18 protein-coding genes and 1 pseudogene are annotated in these 16,901 nt (G+C 59.2%); 3 read left to right on the top strand and 16 right to left on the bottom strand.

Annotated features, from left to right (window positions below):
- The first annotated feature begins 91 nt into the window (after nt 1-91).
- On the top strand, nt 92-982 hold the full coding sequence (locus tag WG78_RS21630; protein WP_053939923.1) for a 2OG-Fe(II) oxygenase: 891 nt from the start codon (nt 92-94) through the stop codon (nt 980-982).
- A gap of 224 nt (nt 983-1,206) precedes the next feature.
- Here WG78_RS21630 and WG78_RS21625 read toward each other — a convergent pair whose 3' ends face one another.
- The 6 genes from WG78_RS21625 to WG78_RS21600 all read right to left on the bottom strand — a co-directional run bounded on the left by WG78_RS21625 (nt 1,207) and on the right by WG78_RS21600 (nt 7,408).
- Nucleotides 1,207-2,193: an aldose epimerase family protein gene (locus WG78_RS21625; protein ID WP_053939922.1), complete on the bottom strand. Its 987-nt coding sequence runs from the start codon at nt 2,191-2,193 to the stop codon at nt 1,207-1,209.
- Entirely contained in the window at nt 2,190-3,200 is a 1,011-nt protein-coding gene (gene alsC, locus WG78_RS21620) for a D-allose ABC transporter permease (protein WP_083459531.1), read from the bottom strand. The genes WG78_RS21625 and alsC overlap by 4 nt, the downstream gene beginning before the upstream one ends.
- Before the next feature lie 15 nt (nt 3,201-3,215).
- Nucleotides 3,216-4,724 carry a sugar ABC transporter ATP-binding protein gene (locus WG78_RS21615; protein ID WP_053939921.1) on the bottom strand — a complete coding sequence of 503 codons (1,509 nt, stop codon included), beginning with the start codon at nt 4,722-4,724 and terminating at the stop codon, nt 3,216-3,218.
- 83 nt (nt 4,725-4,807) lie between these two features.
- Nucleotides 4,808-5,752, bottom strand: a complete 945-nt coding sequence (alsB, locus tag WG78_RS21610; protein ID WP_053939920.1) for a D-allose transporter substrate-binding protein — start codon at nt 5,750-5,752, stop codon at nt 4,808-4,810.
- Between the two features lie 92 nt (nt 5,753-5,844).
- Entirely contained in the window at nt 5,845-6,483 is a 639-nt protein-coding gene (locus WG78_RS21605; RefSeq protein WP_053939919.1) for a nucleoside/nucleotide kinase family protein, read from the bottom strand.
- Between the two features lie 43 nt (nt 6,484-6,526).
- Nucleotides 6,527-7,408, bottom strand: a complete 882-nt coding sequence (locus tag WG78_RS21600) for a sugar phosphate isomerase/epimerase family protein (RefSeq protein ID WP_053939918.1) — start codon at nt 7,406-7,408, stop codon at nt 6,527-6,529.
- A 157-nt stretch (nt 7,409-7,565) separates the two neighbouring features.
- On the opposite strand from WG78_RS21600, the gene WG78_RS21595 reads away from it, so the two are divergent.
- Both WG78_RS21595 and WG78_RS21590 read left to right on the top strand, forming a co-directional pair.
- Nucleotides 7,566-8,780: an ROK family transcriptional regulator gene (locus WG78_RS21595; protein ID WP_053939917.1), complete on the top strand. Its 1,215-nt coding sequence runs from the start codon at nt 7,566-7,568 to the stop codon at nt 8,778-8,780.
- 48 nt (nt 8,781-8,828) lie between these two features.
- On the top strand, nt 8,829-9,245 hold the full coding sequence (locus WG78_RS21590) for a DUF1801 domain-containing protein (RefSeq protein ID WP_053939916.1): 417 nt from the start codon (nt 8,829-8,831) through the stop codon (nt 9,243-9,245).
- Here the strand turns inward: WG78_RS21590 and WG78_RS21585 are convergent.
- From WG78_RS21585 to WG78_RS21550, 10 genes and pseudogenes are all read right to left on the bottom strand, one after another.
- Entirely contained in the window at nt 9,242-9,484 is a 243-nt protein-coding gene (locus WG78_RS21585) for a DUF2164 domain-containing protein (RefSeq protein ID WP_053939915.1), read from the bottom strand. The two genes, WG78_RS21590 and WG78_RS21585, sit on opposite strands and share 4 nt — an antisense overlap.
- Nucleotides 9,485-9,502: 18 nt before the next feature.
- Nucleotides 9,503-10,003 (bottom strand): AAA family ATPase, encoded by a 501-nt coding sequence (locus tag WG78_RS21580; protein ID WP_053939993.1) that lies wholly within the window; start codon nt 10,001-10,003, stop codon nt 9,503-9,505.
- On the bottom strand, nt 10,003-10,575 hold the full coding sequence (gene pnuC, locus WG78_RS21575; protein ID WP_053939914.1) for a nicotinamide riboside transporter PnuC: 573 nt from the start codon (nt 10,573-10,575) through the stop codon (nt 10,003-10,005). The genes WG78_RS21580 and pnuC overlap by 1 nt, the downstream gene beginning before the upstream one ends.
- A gap of 63 nt (nt 10,576-10,638) precedes the next feature.
- Nucleotides 10,639-10,890: pseudogene (locus WG78_RS22250) on the bottom strand (type II toxin-antitoxin system RelE/ParE family toxin); the annotation flags it as partial.
- A gap of 12 nt (nt 10,891-10,902) precedes the next feature.
- Nucleotides 10,903-11,196 carry a type II toxin-antitoxin system RelB/DinJ family antitoxin gene (locus WG78_RS21570; RefSeq protein WP_053939992.1) on the bottom strand — a complete coding sequence of 98 codons (294 nt, stop codon included), beginning with the start codon at nt 11,194-11,196 and terminating at the stop codon, nt 10,903-10,905.
- 113 nt (nt 11,197-11,309) lie between these two features.
- Nucleotides 11,310-12,611, bottom strand: coding sequence for a 23S rRNA (uracil(1939)-C(5))-methyltransferase RlmD (rlmD, locus tag WG78_RS21565; protein ID WP_053939913.1), 1,302 nt, complete (start codon nt 12,609-12,611; stop codon nt 11,310-11,312).
- A gap of 118 nt (nt 12,612-12,729) precedes the next feature.
- A complete protein-coding gene (locus WG78_RS21560) occupies nt 12,730-13,938 on the bottom strand; it encodes a lactonase family protein (protein WP_053939912.1) in 1,209 nt (402 codons plus the stop codon).
- Between the two features lie 111 nt (nt 13,939-14,049).
- Nucleotides 14,050-14,193, bottom strand: coding sequence for a hypothetical protein (locus WG78_RS22790; protein ID WP_161805180.1), 144 nt, complete (start codon nt 14,191-14,193; stop codon nt 14,050-14,052).
- 302 nt (nt 14,194-14,495) lie between these two features.
- The gene (locus WG78_RS21555; RefSeq protein ID WP_053939911.1) at nt 14,496-14,819 is read right to left on the bottom strand and encodes an SH3 domain-containing protein; all 324 of its coding nucleotides are present in this window, start codon (nt 14,817-14,819) and stop codon (nt 14,496-14,498) included.
- Nucleotides 14,816-16,819: a UvrD-helicase domain-containing protein gene (locus WG78_RS21550; protein ID WP_053939910.1), complete on the bottom strand. Its 2,004-nt coding sequence runs from the start codon at nt 16,817-16,819 to the stop codon at nt 14,816-14,818. Before WG78_RS21550 ends, WG78_RS21555 begins: the two co-directional genes overlap by 4 nt.
- Nucleotides 16,820-16,901: the final 82 nt, after the last annotated feature.

Here is a 16,901-nt window from a genome sequence, read left to right as displayed (position 1 = left end):
CAGCGCAGGCAGAGGATGACAGGCGGCTATCGCCAGGTTACAAAGACGTCACAACAAGCCGTACCACAAACAGATCGAGGATGGAGAGTCCATGGAGAAAATCACCAGTATTTCGCCGGAATGGCAGAACTGGCTTCTGGAAAACCTGGGGCGCGGCTGCACGCCGCAATCGCTGATTGATGTAATGGTCGAGAAAAACTTCGACCCGATGTTTGCCAGCGCCATAGTGTTTCATTTTTCCAGTAGCAATAATCAGGCGCGCCCGGCTGTCGCAGCCAAGGCAGGCGCACAGTCCATCAAGGAAAAAGCCGCCAGCGGCGGTTATCAATACGAAACCCCGCGCTTGCTGCCCGGCAACGTAATCCACACCAATGACCGCGCCATCCATGTGGTGCAACGCGTGGCCAAGCCGGTGGTGGCGTTTTTTGACAATGTGCTTAGCCACGAAGAATGTGATGAGCTGATTCGCTTGTCCGAAGCGCGGCTCAAGCGCTCCACCATCGTGGACCCCACCACGGGCAAAGACGCGGTGATCGACGACCGCACCAGCTTTGGCACGTTCTTTACCGTTAACGAAACCGAGTTCATCGCCAAGCTGGATCGCCGTATCGCTGAGCTGATGAACTGGCCGGTAGAAAACGGTGAGGGCTTGCAGATTCTTAACTACAAAGTGGGCGGCGAATACAAACCGCACTTTGATTACTTCCCCGAAACCGATCCGGGCAGCCAGGTGCATTTGCGCAACGGCGGCCAGCGCGTTTCCACGCTGGTAATGTATCTCAATGATGTGGAAGAGGGCGGCGCCACCACTTTCCCGGAACTGGGGATGCAGGTAGGGCCGAAGAAAGGCGCGGCGGTGTATTTTGAGTACACCAACAGCAGCGGCCAGGTGGACCCGCTAACGCTGCACGGCGGCGCACCGGTGGAGAAGGGCGAGAAATGGATTGCCACCAAGTGGATGCGCCAGCGCAAGTTCTCTTGAGCTTTGCCCACTAGCTTTACAACAAAACACCGCCAGGCAAAACCGGCGGTGTTTTGTTATCCGACCCGCATCTAAAAAGAATGCTGCGCAGGGTGCGTTACCCCCGCGGGAGGCAACGCACATTTTGAGGCGCCAGCCTCGGCCCCCAAGGGGCCATCCACCGTCCATGGCATAACCGAAATGTGCGTTGCCCCTCCGGGGTAACGCACCCTACTCTCAAGACGCTATCGTGCGGATAACCGCCACGTGATTTCGGTGACGCGCTCAGGGCTAAACGCGATGCCCTGGCGTTGCGCCAGCCCATGCTCCGCCGGCGGCGTCGCAACCCGCGCCAGATCAAACACGCTATTAGCCGGCTCAATCCCGATGGCGTAATGCCGACCATTCCACGGCGCGTGGTCACGCCCCGCATTGCTGATCCACACCAGCGCATCGGGCAACTGTTTGCTATCCCATTCCAGCTCCACTGTGCCGGTGGGGTAGCGCAACACAAACGGCGGTTTGCAATCGACCAACTGGAACAGCTCTTCCGTCTTGATCGGCAACGGCAAACGCGTCAGATCCAGCGCGCCGTCAGCAGTCGGCAGCGCGTTCAGTCCCTGCGCTTGCGTGTTTGGTTTGATGCGCGAAACCCCCGGTTCTTGCGGCACCGGATAGGTTTCGATGTGGCTGAAGCCGCAGCCCAGCACGTCCACGCCGTCCGCCGGTACGGTAAAGGTCGGGTGCAGCGCCACCGGCAAGGTAACGGCGCGGCGGGCGTGTACCAGCAAGGTAACGCTGACCGCGGCGGCATCCGGGTCCACCGCAATGCACTGCTCCAGCCGCGCAATCGGCTCGGCGGCAGGTAGATCAATCGCAATGGTCAGGCTGGAATCACTTCGCGCCACCAGTTGCCATTCGTGATTGGCAGCAAAGCCGTGGTCCCACGGGCTGTCACTGGCATGCGTGGCCCAACTGGCGGGCAGATCGGCGGGCGGCTGGGTCATGCCAAACGGCACGCACGGCCAACTGCCGCGCAAACTACGCAAGATGCCGGGCAAGGCGGGGTCGGGCTGCCATGGCGTCACTTGCAGCGGCGACACCGCGCGTTCGCCGGCGGCATCGTGCAAATAAAAGGTCACCGGGGCCAGCATGCCGCCTAGCGCTTGCACGCTGAGCGAACCATGCGGCCATACCAGATCCCACTGGGTGAGTGCGGCTGACGTGCTCATCGCGCGTTCTTTTTGCCAAAGAATTTATCAACGGTGACGGCAGCGATAATCAGCGCGCCCATCACGATCTGCTGGTAGTACGACTGCACATTCAGCAGGTTAAGAATGTTGTTGATCACACCAATGATCAGACCACCGACCACCACGCCCGGAATCTTGCCGCGGCCGCCAAAGAAGCTGGTGCCGCCAATAATGGCCGAGGCGATGGCAAAGGTTTCAAAGCCCACGCCGGCGTTCGGTTCGGCAGCCGAGGTGCGCGCCACGGTAATCACACCGGCAATCCCCGCGCAGATGCCCGAGATCACAAACACCACCAGCGTGTGCAGCTTGACGTTAATGCCGGAGAAGTAAGCCGCCTGCGCGTTGCCGCCCAGCGCATAGATATTGCGACCCAGGCGCGTGTACTTGGTGACAAACCACAGCACCCCGGCCACTACCAGCGCAATCAGCACCGGCACCGGCACACCAACCACCCGGCCCGCGATGATGTCGCCAAAGCGCGGATCAAAGCCGAACACCGACGCCGCGTTGGAGATAATCAGCGTCACGCCACGATAAATCGCCACCGTGCCCAGCGTAATAATGAAGGGATGCAGCCCGGTTAAATTAACCAGCAAGCCATTCACCGCGCCCAACAGGCCGCCCAACAATACGCCGCCCAGCAAAATGGCCAGCCAGAATGGGCAGCCCGCCATCATCAGTTGCGCGGTAACCATGCCGGTGAGCGCCAGCATCGAGCCCACCGACAAATCGATGCCCGCAATCAGGATGGTAAAGAACACGCCACATGCCAGCAGCACCATCACCGAGCTTTGCAGCAATACCTGCAGCAGGTTGTCGGTGGTCAGAAAGTATTGCGGGCTAAGCGCGCTGGATAACACCAGCAGAATCACCAGCACACCAAAGGTGCCGTAGTTCTGCCACAGCTGGGCGAAGTCGCGTTTTGCGGGGGAGGGTGTCACAGCGGCGGTTTCCACTGCGGTTTCGGTCTGAATCATGATCTTCATCTCCGAGGCCAGGCGTCAAGCCGTGGCCACATGCATGATGTTTTCTTCGGTGGCGTCGGCGTTGTTAAACACCTCGGCAATGCTGCCGTTGCGATAGACCGCGATGCGGTCGCACACACTCAGCAGTTCGGGCAGTTCGGACGAGACCACGATGATGCCTTTGCCGGCATCGGCCAGCTCTCGCAAAATCTGATAGATCTCGCTTTTGGCGCCCACGTCGATACCGCGCGTGGGCTCGTCAAAAATAAACAGGTCACTTTTGGCGGCCAGCCATTTGGCGATGATGGCCTTTTGCTGATTACCGCCAGACAGCTCGGTAATGTTTTGCGCGGGCGACGAACAGCGGATGCGCAAACGCGCCTTGTAGTCGTCGCCAAACTGTTTTTCTTCGGCAAAGTCGATGCGTTCCAGCGACAGTTGCCGGTGTGCGGTTTTCAGCATCGGCAAAATCGAGATGTTTTCCGCAATCGAAAAATTGTGGAAAAAGCCGGTGTGACGACGGTCTTCCGTCACCAGCGCCAGGCCCGCCTTGATGGCGGCATACGGGCTGTCCGGGTTGATCACCTTGCCGTTGAGCGTGATGTCGCCACCGTTGCGTTCACGTGCGCCAAAAATGGTTTCCATCAGCTCGCTGCGGCCCGAGCCAATCAGCCCGGCAAAGCCGAGGATTTCGCCCTGGCGCAGTTGAAAACTGACATCGCGCACGCGGCCATCTTTGGAGCTGACCTTGTCCACCGCAAACACGGTGCTGGCCCCGGCTTCTCGCGTGGGATCGGGCCGGCTGTGGGTAATTTCGCGGCCCACCATGGCGGCCACCAGTTTGTCGGTGGAGGTGGTGCGGGCGTCATAGGTGCCCACGTAACGGCCATCTTTCAGCACCGAAACACGGTCACCCACAATCGGAATTTCTTTGAGCTTGTGCGAGATGTAGACCAGGCCGATGCCTTGGGCCTTCAGCTCCTGAATCACCTTGAACAAATGCGCCACTTCTTCATCGGTCAGCGATGACGTGGGTTCGTCCATGATGATGACGCGGGCGTCGCTGGCCAGCGCCTTGGCAATTTCGACCTGCTGTTTTTCCGAGATCGACAGATCACCCACCAGCATGGCCGGATGCCGCTTCAGGCCCACGCGGCGCATCGCTTCTTGCGCCTTTTTGCGGATGGTGACGCGGTCAACGACATTAAGGCCCCACTTTTTGCAGGTGGGCAGATTGCCGATAAACAGGTTTTCTTCGATGCTCAGATAGTCGACCACCGACAATTCTTGATAGATTAGCCGGATGCCGTAGGCCTTCGACAGATTGGGCGTCAGCTGCTCATACGTGGTGTCGCCCAGCGTAATCTGGCCCGAGGTAGGCTGGTAAATGCCGCTGAGGATTTTCATCAGCGTGGATTTGCCCGCGCCGTTTTCGCCCAGCAGCACGTGCACTTCGCCAGCGCGGATATCAAAGCTGACATCCTGCAACGCAACGGTGCCCGGAAACCGCTTGGTAATGCCTTTGACTGCCACCAATGCAACCATGGCGCGTACTCCCGTACTTCGGATGAAGCCGGGCCACGCACGCGGGGGCGTGCGTAGCCGCGGCTTTTTACGGTCAGGCCAACTTAGTTGACGCGGCCGCTCTTGTTAACCACATACGAATCGACCGGGGCGAAGTTCGGCTCGGCTTTCGGGTCCATCGGCGGTTTTTTGGCGACGGCATCCAGCAGCATATCCAGGCACTTGGCGCCAATCGCAGCCGGGTTTTGCGCCACGGTGGCGGTCAGTTCGCCGCGTTTGACGCTATCCAGCGCTTCCGGCACGCCATCGGTACCTACCACAATCACTTTGCCCAACTTGCCGGCGTTTTTAACCGCCTGCACTGCGCCCAGCGCCATCGTGTCGTTGGCGGCGTAGATCGCGTTCAGGTCCGGGTTGCGTTGCAGGATGTTGGTCACCACATCCAGCGCCTTGGCGCGGTCCCAGTCAGCGGGCTGGCTGGACACCACGGTAATGCCCGCATCCTTGAACGCCTTGTCGACACCGGTGCGGCGCGCATCGCCCGACACATTGCCGGCCTTGCCTTCGATGACCGCCACTTTATGCGGACCTTTGCCCAGCAACGAGGCGATGTACTTGCCGGCTTTTTCGCCCAGCGCCACGTTATCGGTACTGGCAAAACCCACGACGCTGCCGCCCAGGGCACGCAACTGGTTAACGTCGACTTTCTCGTCGATGTTGACTACATACGTGCCTTTCTTGTTGGCGCGAGCAATCGCCTGCACCAGGTTTACCGGCGAAATCGGCGCAACACCGATGCCCTTGTAGCTTTTGTTAACCACGTCCTCAACCAGGCGTTGCTGGCCTTGCAGATCGTCCTCGCTGGCCGGGGCCAGGATATCGACTTGCACATTGCGTTTTTTGGCTTCGGCCTGAATACCGTCGCGCATGGCCACCCAGTACGGACCCGACAAGGTCTTCAGCACCATGGCCACATCGGCCGCTTGGGCCATACCGGAAATCAGCATTGCGCCGGTCAGTGCCAGCGTCATTTTTTTGAATTGCTTCATCGTACGTCGCTCCTGGTTCCGGGCTGCATTAAGGCCCGGTTTATTGGAAACCGGCCCGCTGGCGTTGGCCAGGCGGGCGCAGTCGTTGCCCGCTAAACGCTAAACACCACATCGGCCCGCGCGCGGGTTGCGGCGATGCGTACGGCATTGGGTTCGTCGGTGTTGATCACCCACGCTTTGGCGGCCGCTTCGTCGCGACCAAACTGCATATGGCGTTGCACCAGCCGTTGCTGGCGCAGGGCGTCGTCCACATCGACATACCAGACTTCATCCAGCAGTCCGTAGACGTGCGTCCAGTGACCATGATCCAGCAGCAGATAGTTGCCTTCGGTGATCACCAGTTGCGTGTCGGGGAAGACCGGAATCGCGCCAGCGATGGGTTCTTCGATCTCGCGGCGGAATTCCGGTGCATAGACGATCTCGCCCGCCACCGGTTCGCGCAGTCGGCGCAGCAAGCTGACATAGCCCGCGCTGTCGAACGTGTCTTCCGCGCCTTTGCGTTGGGCCCGGCCCAGACGCGCCAGCTCGACATTGGCCAGGTGATAGCCATCCATCGGCACCACCACTGCACGCTCGCCAAAATGCGCCAGCAAGGCCGCCGACAACGTCGATTTGCCAGAACCCGGCGCACCGACCAGGCCGAGGATGTGGCGTTGGCCGTCGGCCAACAGGGCCTCGATCCGCTCGATGTAATGCGCGGCGATCTGCACAGAAACGGTAGGATTGGACATCGTATTGATCCTGGATTGGGTTACGGACGCAAAAAAAGGACGCTTAGTATGCGCGACCCGTCACGCCAAGGCCCGCACCTTTGGCCTGCGCCAGAATAAAGCTGCGCGCATGCGTGGCCAGATCCATGCCGTCATCCCACAAGTTGCGCCACACGGCCAGATCGTTGGACAAGCCCTGCGCCACCACGGTGGAGGAGAAGCTTTCAAACGTGATCGGGCCTTGATAATTAATGGCGGCCAGCGCATGGAAGAAGCTGGTGAAATCGATGGTGCCCGAGCCGAGGTAACCGCGATGGCTTTCGCCGATATGCACGTAACCCAGACGGTCGCCGCATTCCAGCACCGGCTGCACAAAGTCCACTTCTTCGATATTCATATGATAGGTATCGAGGTGGACCACCAGGTTGGACGCGCCCACTTCATCAATCAAGGCCAGCGCCTGACGGGCGGTGTTGATGACGTTGCTTTCATAGCGGTTCACCACTTCGATGCCGATGGTGACGCCTTTGGCCGCAGCCAGATCAGACAAGCGACGCAGGCTTTCCACCACGTGTTTGCGGCCCAGAGCCGTCACCGGCTGGCCATATTTGCCCAGCGCGCTGTATGGCACGCCACCGTAATAAGAACCGCCCAAGGCGTGGGTCAGGTTGACCGCTTCTTCCAGCAGTGCCACGCCTTTGGCCACGATGGCCGGATCATCGCTGGACACATCAGCGCTGAAAGCCAGACCGCGCGAGCAGCCCACCTTGAGGCCGTGTTCTTCCAGCAGGCTGCGGGTTAACGCAACGTCCATCACTTTCGGGTCATGCAGTGACAATTCCACCAGATCAAAACCAGCCGCCTTGCTCTGGGTGATTACCTTGCGTGCGCCTTCGGGGGTCAGGTCGCCGGCCCAGACCAATGCGTGTATGCCTAATGGATTCATCACTCGTGCTCCTGTAAATGCACCAACAAAAATGGGGTAATGCACAAATCGTGAGCACATAATGCGTAACGGTTACGCATAAGTCAACAAAGAAAAACGCAAATGCCGTTTTCTTGCGCTACAATTCGTCGCATCAGCCTTAGAACACATCTACACAATGAGCCTTCAGCCCAACGAAACCGCGGGTTTGATCGATGGACCCGGCCAGATACTGGCGCTGATCCGCAACGGCGTGGCCATCACGCGAGCGCAGATCATGGACACCACCGGTCTTTCGCGCTCCACCGTGGCGCAACGCATCGACGGCCTGGTCGGTGCAGGCTATATCGCGCCTGCCGCCAATGAAAACAGCACCGGCGGCCGCCCCACCGGGTCTTTTCAGCTCAACCGCGAAGGCGGCGTGATGCTGCTGGCCGCCATCGGCGCGGGCGCGATGCAAGTCGCCGTCACCGATATGCAGCGCGGCATTCTGGCGCGGCGGCAAATGGGCATTACCATCGCCGACGGCCCCGACATCGTGCTGGGCGAAGTGGCGCGCCAGTTCAAGGACGTGCTGAAAGAATCAAAACACCGCGCCAGCGATGTGCGCGGTATTGGCATCGGCGTGCCCGGCCCGGTTGAATTTGCGCAAGGCCGAGTGGTGCGCCCGCCGATCATGACGGGCTGGGATGGCTATCGCGTCCCCGACTTTTTTGCCGCCAGCTACGCCTGCCCGGTGATCGTCGATAAAGACGTCAACGTGATGGCGCTGGGTGAACATCGTGAGGTGGCGTCGGCCACCGGCCACCTGTTATTCATCAAGATCAGCACCGGCATCGGCGCGGGCATCATCCTGGACAACCACCTGCAACGCGGCGCGCAAGGCGCGGCGGGCGATCTGGGCCATTTTTATATCGGCAATCTGGTCGGCGGCGAGCCGCCGGTGTGCCGTTGCGGTAATCGCGGCTGCCTGGAAGCGTATGCAGCGGGCTGGGCGCTAACGCGGCAAATGAACGATGGCGGCCACGCCTGCGGCAACGTGCGCGATCTGGCCAAACTGGCCAACGACGGCGAACCCGATGCGGTGGCGGCACTGCAAAATTCCGGCCGCCTGATCGGCGAAACCATCGCCATGTCGGTCAGCTTGCTCAACCCGTCGCTGGTGGTATTGGGCGGCGAACTGGCGCAACGCCAAGGCTATTTGCTGGCGGCCGTGCGCGAGACGGTGTACCGGCGCTCGTTGCCACTGGCCACGCGGAATCTGCAGATCGTGAACAGCGTGCTGGGGCAAGACGCCGGATTGCTGGGCGCGGCGCACCTCGTCAGCGACGCGATTTTTGCCCCGGCTGTAGTTGATGCGGCGGTGGAACGATATCTGGCTGCGCGGGGGTAGTCTCGCTGTCTACAATGTTTCGCAATAGCCCTTGGGGAGTTGCGAAGCATGAGTAAAGCCGAAAGCAGTTCCACTGCGCCCGCCAGCGAGCTGATCGACCAGCGAATCGCCGACCTGGGCGACTGGCGCGGCGCCACGCTGGCGCGCATGCGTGCGCTGATCCACGAAGCCGATCCGGAGGTGGTGGAAACCTGGAAATGGATGGGTACGCCCGTGTTTGAACATGCTGGCATCCTCTGCACGGGCGAATCTTATAAACAGTGGATCAAGCTGACGTTCGCCAAGGGGGCAGCACTGCCTGATCCGCACCGCCTGTTTAATGCCAGCCTGGATGGCAACGCCCGCCGCGCCATCAATATCCGCGAAGGCGAAGAGGTGGATGCCGAGGCGTTCAAAGCGTTAATCCGGGCCGCCATTGACCACAATGTGACCAGCAAGGCCAAGCCAAAGAAGGCTAAGGGTTAAACCGGTTTTTCCAACATCATCAAGCCGTCGCGCAATACATCCACCTTGTCTTCCAGCACGGCCATCGCATCCGCGACGCCCTGGTTGTAGTAATGCGCGCCCAGCGTTTTGCTGATGAATTCGAGCAAGAACTCGGCGTCGAAATCACCCAGCTCAATGTCGAGTTCGGTTTCCAGATAACGCCGCAGTTTATGTTTAAGCACGCGGCTTTGCTCGGCGGAGAAGGTGATGTCAGCCATCTTCGGGATCCTCGATCTTCAGTGTTGCAGCGCGGCCAGCACCGCATCGACGCGTTCGGACCTTGAGCCGCCAACGCTGATCCACGGCACGCCGGCCGCATCCAGCGCCGTCGCGTACAAGCCAAACAACCAGTCGCGGTCAGTCGGATTTTCGCGCAACGGGTCGGGTTCCCATGGGATATCGGGGCGCACCAGTACGTGCAACGCGTAATTGGCGGCGGGCCACAGCGTGGCGAGCTCGGGTGGGCAAACGCCGAAACGCACTTCGGCCCAGATTTTGCAGACCAGACCGTTGGTATCGCAGACCAGATCGGTTGAGGCGGGCGCGGCGTGTTCCGCCGCTAACTGGCCGCGGGCGATTTCGATAATGTCTTGTAAGTCGTAGCTCGCGTCAGCGCGCGCCGCAAAATACTCGCGCACATACTCGGCCACCCACGGGCAGGCCAGACGCTGCGCCAGATCTTGCGCCAGCGTGGTCTTGCCGCTCGATTCCGGCCCGACAATGGCGATTTTGCGCATCAGGCCTGCGCCTGCAAATCGCGCCGCCATTGCCGCCAGCCCCACGCCGCCAACGCGGCTAATACCAGATACAACACGGCGGTTAAATAAAGCGCTTTGTGCAGATAAACGCCCGCGCCAATCACATCCAGCACAATCCAGTACGGCCAGTTTTCAATCTGCTTGCGCGCCTGCATCCATTGCGCAATCAAGCCAAAGACAAACAGGGTTGAATCCAGATAAGGCACATCGGTCGGCAAAAAATTAACCTGCAGCTGCGACACAATCAAAGTGCCAGCAATGCCCAAGCCGTTATAAAGCAGCCATTGTTGGCGCGTGAGTCGGCTGACCGGCAATACCGGCACCACCACCTCATTCGTTTTGGGCTTGCGCCAACACCACCAGCCGTAGATAGCCAATGCGGCATAGATAAATTGCAATACGCTCTCGCCAAACAAATGCGCATCGACGAAAAGATAGACATAAAGCAGGCTGGCGATCAGCTGCAATGGCCAGGTTAAAACATGCTCGCGCGTGGCTAGCCAGATGGCTAACAGCGTGGTGATAAAGCCGATGATTTCGAGGACGCTCATGCGGGGCTCGGAGGAAGAGAATGAGGCGGATTATACGGGCAGGTTAGAACGTGCCGCTGCGCGTTATGGCCATGCCATTGCGGTGTGCAACACCCGAAGGATGTATATGCAGTGCTCTTCGTCGCGGTAGATCAGGCAATAGCAGGACCGGACCACCAACTCACGTGTCCCGGCGACACGACCCACGCGATAAATTTTCGACTGTGATCGAAGGTCGGAAACCTTGCGGGAAATATCGTCGGCTAAGGCGCGCGCTGCACGGGGATTGGCCGCAGCAATGTATTGCAGGATTGCTTGAAGATCCTGGCGCGCCTGGCTGACCCACTCTCAACTTTCTTCAATCCTCCTGATGAGCGCGTAAGCATCTGCCATTACCTTGTCGTGTTCCACCGTGGGGCCTGGATCAGTGAGCGCCTCATGGACCTTGGCGCGAAACCAGGCATCGTACGCGTCGGCAGAGGTGGTCAAGCCGATCGGCAAACCGCCTTCTTCTGTGACGCGAGTCAGGAGAATACGCACGGCATCTGATAAGGTCAGGCCAAATTTTGCCAAGGTTTCGGCGGCTTGATTCTTGATCTGATCGTCTACGCGGACATGCAACATTGAGGTATGGGTCGACATTTCGGGCCTCTCGATAGAGAGAGTATTTTGTCTCTCAATTGAGAGCTTAGGCAAGCGCGCGGACGTAAAAAAGCCCCGAGCAATGTCGAGGCTTGTGGCGGGTAGAACGTTGATCACTCTTTCTCAAACCACGCCATCGATTCCACATGCCCCGTATGCGGGAACATATTCACCACCCCCGCCGATTTCAGCGTATAGCCCTTCACATTCACCAGCACATTGGCGTCACGCGCCAGCGTCGACGGGTTACAGGACACATAAACAATCCGCTTCGGACCGGTTTCCGCGCTAATCGATTTAACCAGTTCCATGGCGCCGTCGCGCGGCGGGTCGATCAGCATTTTGTCGAAGTGGCCCAGTTTATCCAGCCACTCTTCGGTCATCTCGAACAGGTTGGCCACTTTGAAATCGGTGCGGTCTTGCAGGCCGTTAAAGCGGGCACCTTCAAAGGCGCGGTCGACCAGTTGTTGCAGGCCCTCCATGCCCAATACCCTGGCGCCGCGACGCGCGATGGGCAGGGTAAAGTTGCCCAGGCCGCAGAACATGTCGGCGATCACTTCGCCCGGTTGCGGGTCGAGCAGATTGATGGCGCGTTCCACCATCACGCGGTTTACGCCGTGGTTCACCTGAGTAAATTCGGTGGGCTTGAACGGCATGGTGATGCCGAATTCAGGCATCTCATACGTCAGCGCGGGCGCGTCTTTGGGATAAAGCGGGTAGGCGGTATCCGGGCCTTTGGGTTGCAGCCAGATCTGCACGCCCCACTGGTCGGCGTAGGCGGCAAAGTGCGCTTCGTCTTCGGGCGTAATCGCTTCCATATTGCGGAACACCAGCACGGTGATGTTCTCGCCGATGGCCAGTTCGATCTGCGGCATGCGATCAAAAATGCTCAGCTTGCGCGTCAGTTCGCGTAATGCGGGCAGCTGGTCCGACATCGACTTGGGCAGCACGTGGCACTCGGTCATATCGGCGATAAACGACGAGCGTTTTTCATGAAAGCCGACCAGCATGCCGCCTTTTTTGGCGACGTGGCGCACGGACAGCCGCGCGCGATGGCGATAACCCCATTCCGAGCCGTACAGCGCCGGCATCATGGCCTGCGCTTTGACGTTGCCGATGCGTTGCAGATTGTCTTCCAGCACGCGTTGTTTGGCCGCCACTTGCGCAGTGAACTCCATGTGCTGCAACGAACAGCCACCGCAAACGCCAAAGTGCGGGCACTTGGGCTTAACGCGCATAAAGCTTTCGCTCTGGATTTCGGTCGCCTGTGCGTTCTCGAAAGTCGGTTTGCGACGATAGCTGGTGTAACTAACGGTTTCGAACGGCAGTGCGCCGTCGATGAAGATGGTTTTGCCCTCTACGTGGGCAACGCCGTGACCTTCATGGTCCAGCGATTCGATCCGGGCTTGCGGCATGGGGAATGGGCTAACGGTCTGAAAAAACGCGCAATTATAGCAGCCGCGGCCCGCCCTGCGGCGCCCGATTGGAGGGCGCGGGTGGGCAAGGCGGCGTGAGCAGAGCGCGAGCGGCCGGTTAGCGCAAAAAGATCAGCTGCGACGGCGCGCCCACCGGGGTGTACTGGCCGGTAAATTCGACCTTGCCGCTGGCGGCATCCAGCTTGAAGGTGGCGATATGGTCGCTGCGCTGGTTGGCCACATAGATAAAGCGGCCCGCGGGGTCGAGCGTGAGCGTGCGGGGATAGCTGCCGCGTGTCCAGGTGTCGTCTTGCCAGCTTAGCGATCCGTCGGCCGCCACCGCAAAGCGCGCAATGCTGTCGTGCAGGCGGTTCAGCACGTACACAAAGCGGCCATCGGGCGTGATCAGGATGTCGGAAGCAAAGCTGGTGCCTTTAAAGCCGGGCGGCAGCGTGGACAGCGAGGCGGCTTCGGTCAGCGTGCCCTTGCCGGTATCAAGGCGGTAGTGCGTTAGCGTGGAGGCTTCTTCGTTAACCAGGTACAGCTGTTTGCCATCCGCGCCAAACACAAAGTGGCGCGGGCCAGCGCCGGCTGAACTGGCGTTGATAAACGGCGGGTCATTGGGCAGCAACTTGCCGTGCTCGGCGTCGATGCGCCATTGGTAGATGCGATCGAGCCCCAAGTCGGTGGAAAAGGCGAACTGGCCGCTCGGGTCGGCGGCGATCATATGCGCGTGCGGGCCATTGTGGTCGCTGGCGGCAAAGCTGCCTTCCACCGCTGCGGCGGGGTGCGCCGCGCCGGGTTGGCCAACGCTTTGATGCACATCGCTGGCTGCGCCCAGGCTGCCGTCTTGCGCCAGCGCAAACAGGGCCACGCTGCCCGAACCGTAATTGGCCACCAGCAGCTGGCGCTGGTTGTTGATCAATCCCAGATACACCGTTTGTTTGCCTTGGGCATCAACCTGGTTGCGCAGTGTCAGCGCGCCTGTGCGCCGGTCGATGGCATACGCCGCCACTTCGCCGTGTTTGGGCGATTCGCTGCCGACGTACAGCGTGTCTTTACTGATGGCAAATTGCGCCGGATTGGGCACGCTGGGGTAGACGCCCACTTGCTGCAACGCGCCGGTTTGCGGGTCCTGGCGCAGCAGATACACGCCTTGGCCGTTGGGTGCATAGGTGCCGACATAGGCAAACACCGGCGGGCTATCGGATGCGGCGGGTTGGTCTGGCGCGGCGTGGCTGGCGGGCACAATGCTGGCAACGCCCAGGGCGGCGGCAATCGGTAACAGGCGCTGGGTCCAGCGGCCAAGGGTGGGGGCGAAGGTCATGGCGGCTCCAGAGACAAGAGCGCCGAGTATCTGCGATTGCGCCAGCGCGCGGCAACCGTTGCGGCACTGCAGGGCAGCGCCGGCACAATCAGCGTGTAGCCTTCAGCGCGGTCAGTGCGCCTGCGGCGGGTGATTCATCTCATCAAACGCGACGCGGCGTTGCGGTTCGGAACGCAGCAAAAAGTTGTACGACAGCGCCCAGCAAAACCAGCGCCATTCACGGACCAGATAGAAACGAACGGATGAGAACGACATAACATGCCCCGTAAGCAAAACCGATGAACAGCTCCGCGTGCTGTGTGGAATCCAGTCGGCTCTGTGCTGGCTGACTTGGTGAGAACCATCACACCGCGTTTTAACCGGTTTGTCACCTTGCAACGCACCAGAAACATGCGTTGTGTTGCATCGTTTTAAGACGTTTCCGATAAACGGTGCAAAGCATTAACGGGAGCTTTCGGGGCCAGGCGCTTGCCGTCAGTTATTGCCAACGCCGGATGTAGGTTCCAGGACATCCGATACACATTTACTGACGAGCAAGCGTATTGATATACAAAGGTTTACAAAGGTGAGGCGACTTTATCAGCCGGTATCCAGCCCACTTTGCCAGTACGGTTATTGCGCGCCACCAGCCAGCTGTAACTGATGGCAAAGACTTCGAGTTCATCGGTGGGTTCGGCTTGCAATTCGGTGGGGTTATAGCCGCGGTCCAGCTTGTCATCCACGATGTAATAGTCGGGCACATAGGTGTTATGCCCTTCAATGGTGCAAGACCACCAGTGCGGATATTTGTCGTTCGGTGCGATCAAGGTGACCGGCGTGCCCCGAGCAAATTCAGGAAACTGGCCTTCACCCACGTGTGCATCGACGGCGATTGCTTTCATTTCATCTCCCCTAATTTGGCCATCATTCCGGCCAGCATGGCGCGGCCTTCGGAACGAGTGACCTGATTACCTTTATCGGCGGCCATACGGCCCGTGACGCGGATATCCTCAGCCGGCAATTCGCGCAAAAAACGTGAAGGTTCGGAGATTTGCCACTCGCCCGCGCGTTTGCGTTTGCCGCAATAAGAAATGGTCAGACTGCGTTGCGCGCGGGTAATACCGACATACATCAAGCGGCGCTCTTCTTCCACCATGCCGCTTTCAATCGAGTTGGCGTGCGGCAAGATATCTTCTTCGCAGCCAATCAAAAACACATGCGGATATTCCAGCCCTTTGGACGCATGCAAGGTGGACATTCTGACGGCGTCCACTTCGTCTTCGTCGCGGCCTTCCAGCATGGTAATCAAGGCGATGGTCTGCGAGATTTCAATCAGGCTTTTGCCTTGCTCTTCACCTTTTTTGTCGACCCAGCCACAGAAGTCCAGCACGTTCTTCCATTTGGCTTCGGCCGGTTTTGGATCGTCACTGTCATAAAGCCAGGTTTCGTAATCGATGGCAGCCAGCATCTCGCGCAATAACGCGCCAGCGCTTTCCCGCGTGGCGCGCGGTTGCAGCCGGTTGATAAAGTCGCAGAAGGTTTGCAACGGCTCGTATTGCGCCGGTTGCACTTGATGAATAAAGCCTTCTTCAAATGCCGCCTGGAATAACGAGATTTGCCGGGTGTTGGCGTAATTGCCCAGTTTTTCCAGCGTGACATTGCCCACGCCGCGTTTGGGTGTGGTGATGGCGCGGATAAATGCCGGGTCATCGTCTTCGTTAGCCAGCAAACGCAAATAGGCCAGGATGTCCTTGATTTCGGCGCGATCAAAAAACGATTGGCCGCCCGCCATCTGATAGGGAATCCGATGTTCCCGCAGCTGCGTTTCGATAATCCGCGCCTGGTGATTGCCGCGATACAGCACCGCGTAATCAGCAAATTTGGTGTTGTTGATAAACTTGTGGTTTAGCAGGCTCATCGCGACCATTTCGGCCTCGTGCTCTTCGCCTTTGCATTCGATCACCTGAATCGGATCGCCGATGCCCAGGTCGGACCACAATGTCTTTTCAAACAATTTGGGGTTGTTGGAAATGACCGCATTGGCGCATCGCAGAATACGCGCGACGGAGCGGTAATTCTGTTCCAGCTTGATGATTTCCAGCGCTGGAAAGTCCGTTTTTAACAGCGCCAGATTTTCCACATTAGCGCCACGCCAGGCGTAGATCGACTGATCATCATCGCCCACAGCGGTGAACTTGCCCGACGTGCCGGTCAAAAACTTGAGCAGCGAATATTGCGTGGTATTGGTGTCTTGATATTCATCGACCAATAGATAGCGCAAACGCTGTTGCCACTTTTGCGTTACATCGGGGTTTTGCTCAAACAGATCGACCGGCAAGCGGATCAGGTCATCAAAATCGACGGCTTGATACGCCTGCAGCGTGTCTTGATAGGTGCGATATAGCTTGGCCAGATGCAATTCGCCTTCCGAATCCGCGCCCAGTAAGGCCTGGTCGGGCGAAACGCGATCACTTTTGAGCATGGAAATGCGCGAGATGGTAGAGCGCACCAGTTGCTTATCGGTGGTGCCCAGGATATCGCCGATGATCTTCCACTGATCGCCGCTATCCAGAATCGAAAACTGCGGCTTATAGCCCAGATGTTTGGCCTCTTCGCGCAGGATGCGCATGCCCAGCGAGTGAAACGTACTGACCGTCAGCCCGCGCAAGCGATCGGGCGGCAGCAGCCCGCCTACGCGTTCCTGCATTTCGCGCGCGGCTTTATTGGTAAATGTGATGGCGGCGATATTGCGCGCGTCCATCTGCGCGGCCTGGATCAGATAGGCGATCTTTTGCGTGATGACCCGCGTCTTGCCCGAGCCCGCGCCAGCCAGCACCAGGCAGGGGCCGTCCAGATATTTGACGGCGGCGCGTTGCGGCGGGTTGAGATGATCCAGTTGCATGCGATTCCGGGGAAGAGGGCAGGTGACGACGGCCGCCATTTTACCGGGGACGCCGCGAGGCGACAGCCAGAAAACCAGCGGA

The organism is Amantichitinum ursilacus, from assembly GCF_001294205.1.
GTDB lineage: Bacteria > Pseudomonadota > Gammaproteobacteria > Burkholderiales > Chitinibacteraceae > Amantichitinum > Amantichitinum ursilacus.
This window is presented reverse-complemented; position numbering and strand designations above follow the sequence as displayed.